This window comes from Saccharibacillus sp. WB 17 (assembly GCF_008634075.2).
In the GTDB taxonomy this organism is placed as follows: Bacteria; Bacillota; Bacilli; order Paenibacillales; family Paenibacillaceae; genus Saccharibacillus; species Saccharibacillus brassicae.
This window is the reverse complement of sequence record NZ_VPFK02000011.1, coordinates 107027-113274: the sequence shown is the minus strand read 5'-3', so window position 1 is coordinate 113274 and position 6248 is coordinate 107027. Positions and strand designations below refer to the sequence as shown.

Here is a 6248-nt window from a genome sequence, read left to right as displayed (position 1 = left end):
GCGCAGCAAGCGGCGCCTGCGGCCTCGCCGCTGCCGGCGGCGCACACCGGCGCCCCCGGGCCGGCCGCTGTCGCGGCTCCGTCGCCCGGCGAAGACCGCGCTTCGGGCAGCACGGCGCCGCAAGCTTCCGCGCTGCTCGAAGCGCGCGAGCTCTACAAGCATTATCCGGTCGGCGGCGGTTTGGGCCGGCCGAAGCGGCTGCTTCGCGCGGTCGACGGCGTGTCGCTGTCGGTTGCCGAAGGGGAGACGTTCGGCCTCGTCGGCGAATCGGGCAGCGGCAAGTCGACGCTCGGCCGGCTGCTGCTTCAGCTTGAACCGCAGACGCACGGCCAGGTGCTGTACCGCGGCGAAGAACTGCCGCAGCCCGGCAGTACGCGCTGGCGGGAAGCCCGCCGCGATCTTCAGATTATCCATCAGGACCCTTACGGGACGTTCGATCCGCGCTGGAGCATCGGCGACATCGTCGGCGAACCGCTCGACGTCCATATGAAGCTTGGCGCGTCCGAACGCCGCAGCCGGGTCGGCGAACTGCTGGAGCAGGTCGGACTGCAGGCGTCCTGGCATAACCGCTATCCGCACGAATTCTCGGGCGGGCAGCGGCAGCGGATCGGCATCGCCCGGGCGATCGCGGTCAATCCGCGATTCATTCTGGCCGACGAAGCGGTCTCCGCGCTCGACGTATCGGTTCAGGCGCAGATCGTCAATCTGCTGCAGGATTTGCAGCGGGATCTTGGCCTGACTTCGGTATTTATCGCGCACGGCCTGCAGGTCGTACGCCATATTTCGCAGCGGATCGGCGTGCTCTACCTCGGCAAGCTCGTCGAGGTGGCGCCGAGCGAAGAATTGTTCCGCCGTCCGGCGCATCCGTATACGCGGGCGCTGCTGTCGTCGATTCCCGGTACGCCGGCAGCCGTCCGGGAGACCTTCTCGGTCACAGGCGAGATTCCGTCGCCGTTGAACCCGCCGTCCGGCTGCCGGTTCCATCCGCGCTGCCCGCTGGCGACCGATCGGTGCCGGAACGAGGAACCGGCGTTCGCTGCGATCGGCGAAGGCCATGCGGCGGCCTGCCATTATCCGCTGTGAAGCGCAAGATCGAACGAAGCACGGCCAACAAGCAACAAACCTAAAATGAACAACAGGAAAAGAGGAGCTGTCATGGGGATTCGACTGGGTATTTTGGACCAAACGCTGCTGTATGAACAAGGAACGCCGGAACAAGCGCTGCGCGATACGGTCGAACTGGCCCGGCTGGCCGACCGGTTGGGGTATCACCGCTTCTGGGTGTCCGAGCATCACGATTCCCGCGGAGTGGCCGGTTCTTCCCCGGAAGTGCTCGCCGCGTACGTGCTGGCGTCGACCGAGCGAATTCGCGTCGGCTCCGGCGGCGTCATGCTTCAGCATTACAGCCCGTACAAAGTCGCGGAGAACTTCAACGTGCTGGCCGCCCTGGCGCCGGGACGGCTCGATCTGGGCATCGGCCGCGCGCCGGGCGGCCTGCCGCGTTCGACGCTTGCGCTGCGCCGCGGCGCGCAGGAAGAAGACGCTTCGCTCGAAGGCAGGCTGTCGGAGCTGCGCGACTACCTGCACGGCGTCGAGCCGGGAGCGGACAGCCCGCTGGCCGGCCTGCGCGCCGAGCCGGTTCCGGCGCAGCCGGCCCGGCTGTACGTGCTCGGCGCAAGCGCGGACAGCGCCGATCTGGCGGCGCGGTTGGGGCTGCCTTACGCGTTCTCCCTGTTTATCAACGGGGATCTCGACCAGGCCGCCGAATCGCTGCGGCGGTATCGCGAGCGCTTCGTGCCGGCCGCGGCCGATTCGCGGCCGGAATCGATTTTGGCGGTATCGGCCGCTCTGGCGGATACCGACGAAGAAGCGGTCGGCATCGCGGCGGAAAGCGACCTGTTCCGGGTGTTTTTGGCCGGCGGCCGGAAGATTACGATCGGCGACCGGGAAAAGGCCGAAGAGTTCGGGCAGCAGTCGGGCGAAGCTTACCGGATCGAGCATATCCGCTCGCCGCTTATCCGCGGTTCGGCGGAAACGGTCGGCCGGCGTCTGCGCGAAGCGGCCGAACGGAGCGGCGCGGACGAACTGGTCGTGACCAGCCCGATCCGCGAGTTGGCCAAGCGGCTGCGTTCGTACGAACTGCTGCACGCCTACTTCGCGGAGAGCAGGGGAGAACGGACCGGCATCAGGCAGGTCGCGACCGCTCAGGGAGACTAAAGTCCCGGCAATCGGAGCAGTTTGGTTCGGGACTCCTTGCGGGATTCCCGAACCTTTGGGTACGCAAAAAAAAGAACCCGTCGAGGGTTCTTTTTTTGCGTAGCGATTTTTTGATATACGAATCTTTTTACTGTCACCATCGATTGCGTCCCAAGCCTGTTAAGTTCCCGGCTTATTGCATTCACAGCCTGGTGTGTTCCAACTTCGTTACGTTCAAAGTCCGTTACGTTCCAAGTCTATCCCGTTCGGAGCCGCGGTTCAGCGGTGGCGCGACGTATAGAGCACTTTGGTCGATTTGATCACGTGGCGGGCCGGCGCTCTGTCGTCCGGCTTGGCTGCGCCCGCGGCGCGGAAAACGCCGTTGCACGAGCCGCACAAGCGTCCGCCGCGCGTATCGCCGCCGCACGATTCGCACGGGTAAGTCAGATTGCTATAAGAAGAGGACAAACGTCCGGATTTGATAAATTGGTGAACTTCGGTCAGCGGAACGCCGGTAACCTGGGACAGTTCCTGCGTCGTGCTCGCCGGGCGTTTCCACAGCTGGTCGAGGCAGCGATTGAGGTGATGGTCCATTTGATTACTGCATGAACCGCATAAATTTCGGGGATTCTTCTGGAAGATGGTTCCGCATTTCGAGCAATAATCGACCAATAGGGTCATCTGGATCACCTCTGTAGGAGTAGGATGTCTTTCTTTTATAGCCCCATAATAATACTAAAGTAGGAAGGGCGCAAGACCTATATTTTATTTATTTTCACGTATTAAGCACGCTATTGTCGAATTATAACGAACGCGAGATGGTTTATGCCCGGTTTTGCTGCAAAAGATAGGCCTATGGCATCGACGAAAAGCCCGCCGATGCCCGGTAAAGGGAGTTGGCGGACTCAAAGTCTCAATAAAAGCCAAGCCTGGTAAACCGGTCTGTTACCGCTGCCGCGGAAGCTCCAGCGCGAATGTCGTGCCCGACGGACCGCTGCCTTGCAGCTTCAGCTCGCCGCCCTGGGCCCGCGCCAGCAGGCGGCTGTACGTCAGGCCGAGTCCGAGCCCGCGCGTCACGCGCTTTTTCTGTTCGCTGCGGAAATACCGTTCGAAGACGTAATCGCGGTCCTGCTCGTCGATGCCGGCGCCGTTGTCCGTAATCTCCACGCCGATCCGTCCGTCCGCTTCCCGGATCGCGACGTGCAGATGCAGCGGACGGTCCGGATGGGCAGCCTGCATGCCGTTGTTGAGCAGGTTGACGACGATCTGCTGAATGCGCAGCGCATCGCCCGTCGTGTACACCATTTCCTGCGGGAAATCATAATCGATTTCGATGTAGTCCGATTCGTGCGGCAGGCGCCATTGATAGACGATCTCCGACACGAGCAGCTTGAGATCGAGCCGGTCCCGCCGCACGGCGACGTTGCCGGAAGAAAACGCGTTATAGTCGAGCAGGTCCGCGACCATCCGTTCCATCCGTCCCGATTCCTGCAGGGCGATATCGAGAAATTCTTTGGCTTCTTCGCCAGTCACGACGTCGTCCCGCACCGCCATGACCAGACCTTTGATCGAGGTGACCGGCGTTTTCAATTCGTGCGTCACGCCGGCGAGCGACAGTTCGCGCCATTCTTCGAGCTGCCGCAGGCGGCCGGCCATGCCGCGGAACGAATCGACCAGTTCGCCGAGTTCGCGCTCGCCGGTCTCGATCTCCAGATCGACGTCGTAGCGGCCGTTCCGAATCTGGCGCGCGCTTTCCGCCACCCGGCGAATCGGCCGCGACAGTTTGCGCGCGAGCAGATAGATGGTGAGCCAGCCCGACAGCGCGAGCACAACGAACACGACGACGAACAATATGAGCTCGTTGGACGAGTAGGCGGGCGTTTTGCGGAACTGGCTGATGTAGACGCCGCCGATCTCCTGGCCGTTCTCCATGATCGGCGTCCGGATCAGTTGGTATTCCGGTTCGCCGGAGCGCGGCCGCGGATCGAGCTTTTGCTGGATTTGCGCTTCCGTCATCTGCGGGCGGGTGAACAGCGCGTTGCCTTGCGGATCGGCGACGAGCAGGCACACATCCAGATTCATGTTGAACAAAGCCATGCGGTCGTCCAGAATCTCGTTGAGGTTGCCCGGAATCGTCAGCGTGCCGTCCCGGTTGTTGACCCGGTCGGCGACTTCCTGTCCGAGCATGCCGGCGGTGCGGTAACGGTTGTCCAGCGCCGTCTCGCGGATGCCGTACAGCGCCACGCCGATCACGATCGACAGCGCCGCGAACAGGATCAGGAAATAGCGCAGCGTCCAATAGGTGAGGATCGAAGTGCCTCTGCGCTTGCGGGCCCCGCGATCCTGGCGCCGCTTCGGCGCCTTGAAAAATTTGCTTATTCGGCTGTCCAAAATTGATACCCCGTTCCCCGTAAAGTGCGGATCTCGCCGTGATCCGGCGGCCAGTGCGACAGCGCCTGGCGCAGCCGCTTGATCGACAGGTCGACCGCCCGGTCGCTGCCTTCATAATCCATGCCCCATACATGCTCGATCAGCTGCTCGCGCGTGAACATCCGGTTCGGATAATCCGACAGGAACATGAGCAGCGACAGGTCGCGCGGCGTCAGCGGCACTTCGGCTCCGTTGAGCAGGACGCGCTGCGCGTTCGGATCGATCAGAAGCGCGCCGAAGCTTTTGGAAGCGTCCGCGTGGCTGTAGGCGGGCCGCCTGCGCAGCACCGCGTTCACCCGGGCGACCACTTCTTCGGGCACGAACGGCTTCGTCATGTAATCGTCGGCGCCGCCGTTGAGTCCGTTCAGCCGGTAATCGATATCGCCGAGCGCCGTCAGCATGATGACCGGGCACGATCCGCGCTTGCGGATCTCCGTCAGCAGTTCCCAGCCGTCCATGCCGGGCAGCATGACGTCAAGCAGAACGAGCGCCGGCTGCGCCTGTTCGAACCTGCCCATCGCGTCCCGTCCGTCCGAGACGCGCTCTACGTCGAACCCGGCTTTTTTGAGATAGGCGGCGAGTACCCGCGCGATCGCTTCCTGGTCTTCGATAATCAAAATGGTCGTCAAACCTGCTGCCTCCCTGCTGCCTGCGCTTCTATTGGTTGATTCCGATATGCGGCTATGGCTTCTATTGTACAAACAAAACGGGCGGGAACAAGAGCTTTCACGGCTTTTGCCGTCAAAAGAACAAACATATTTTTCAAGGGCCGGTTTGACATTTTCCCGACACATTGGGCTGTTATGATAGCAAAAACAGCGTCACAGGAGGAGAAAACCATGAACAAAAAAACGAGAAATTGGATCATTGCAGCAGCGGCGGTCGTCGTGATCGGCGGCGGAGGCGGTTACGCGGTCATGAATAACTATTTGGGCAACAACGTCGAAATCGAAAGCGTGCTTCCGACCCAGGCGGCGGCGAATACGGAAGCGTCGTCCACGCCGACGGCGGAAGCCGCCACGGCAGGCGGGGCCATCGCCGAAGACCAACTGAACGGCACATGGAACATCGCGGACACCTCCAAAGTGTATTTCTCCGTGACGACGTCGCAGGAAGAAGTGAACTTTGTCGACGATCAGGTGAGCGGAACGTGGGACGTCAACGTGGGCGACGCGGCGCAGATGAAAGGCAGCGGCGCGATCGAGGTTGACGCGATCGACTCGGGCAACGCCCAGCGCGACGACCATATCAAAAGCGACGACTATTTCCAAATGAGCAAATTCCCGCAGGCGACGTTCACCGCGAACGCGTTCGACGGGCTGCCCAAGGAGTGGACGGAAGGCCAGGTCTACGATTTCAAAATGGACGGCACGCTGACGGTCAAAGGGATCGAAAAGCCGGTCACGTTCGACGCGAAAGTATCGTACCAGGGCGGCAAGCTGCTGCTGTCGGGCGCGACGGTCGTCACGTTCGAAGACTTCGGCCTGGAAAACCCGCATTCCGTCGTCCTCAGCACAGAGAACGAAATCAACGTACGGCTTGAACTGACGCTTGAAAAATAAATCCGAATCCCAGATCGCCGGCAGGCTTCTCCGCTGCCGGCGATTTTTTTGCGCAAAAAC

Annotated in this window: 6 protein-coding genes; 3 read left to right on the top strand and 3 right to left on the bottom strand. The window is 61.8% G+C overall.

Going from position 1 to position 6248, the window contains the following annotated elements; all coding sequences use genetic code 11:
- A partial coding sequence (locus tag FTE24_RS04025) for an ABC transporter ATP-binding protein (RefSeq protein ID WP_237401619.1) occupies positions 1–1083 on the top strand: 1083 nt, incomplete at its 5' end.
- 72 nt (positions 1084–1155) lie between these two features.
- Positions 1156–2217 (top strand): LLM class flavin-dependent oxidoreductase, encoded by a 1062-nt coding sequence (locus FTE24_RS04020; RefSeq protein WP_150229553.1) that lies wholly within the window; start codon positions 1156–1158, stop codon positions 2215–2217.
- 258 nt (positions 2218–2475) lie between these two features.
- On the opposite strand, the gene FTE24_RS04015 is transcribed toward FTE24_RS04020, so the two are convergent.
- The 3 genes from FTE24_RS04015 to FTE24_RS04005 form a co-directional block, all read right to left on the bottom strand.
- Complete coding sequence (locus tag FTE24_RS04015) at positions 2476–2790, bottom strand: hypothetical protein (protein ID WP_150229551.1); 315 nt, start codon at positions 2788–2790, stop codon at positions 2476–2478.
- Positions 2791–3141: 351 nt separating this feature from the next.
- On the bottom strand, positions 3142–4587 hold the full coding sequence (locus FTE24_RS04010; protein WP_150229549.1) for a sensor histidine kinase: 1446 nt from the start codon (positions 4585–4587) through the stop codon (positions 3142–3144).
- On the bottom strand, positions 4572–5255 hold the full coding sequence (locus tag FTE24_RS04005; protein WP_150229547.1) for a response regulator transcription factor: 684 nt from the start codon (positions 5253–5255) through the stop codon (positions 4572–4574). Before FTE24_RS04005 ends, FTE24_RS04010 begins: the two co-directional genes overlap by 16 nt.
- A 210-nt stretch (positions 5256–5465) precedes the next feature.
- Between FTE24_RS04005 and FTE24_RS04000 the strand changes: the two genes are divergently transcribed.
- Positions 5466–6188, top strand: a complete 723-nt coding sequence (locus FTE24_RS04000; RefSeq protein WP_150229545.1) for a YceI family protein — start codon at positions 5466–5468, stop codon at positions 6186–6188.
- The last annotated feature ends 60 nt before the right edge of the window (positions 6189–6248 follow it).

Bases quoted from the DNA above. Each gene is read 5' to 3' on its own strand.
- FTE24_RS04020 (WP_150229553.1), top strand. From the start codon at position 1,156: ATGGGGATTCGACTGGGTATTTTGGACCAAACGCTGCTGTATGAACAA.
- FTE24_RS04015 (WP_150229551.1), bottom strand. From the start codon at position 2,790: ATGGACCATCACCTCAATCGCTGCCTCGACCAGCTGTGGAAACGCCCG.
- FTE24_RS04000 (WP_150229545.1), top strand. From the start codon at position 5,466: ATGAACAAAAAAACGAGAAATTGGATCATTGCAGCAGCGGCGGTCGTC.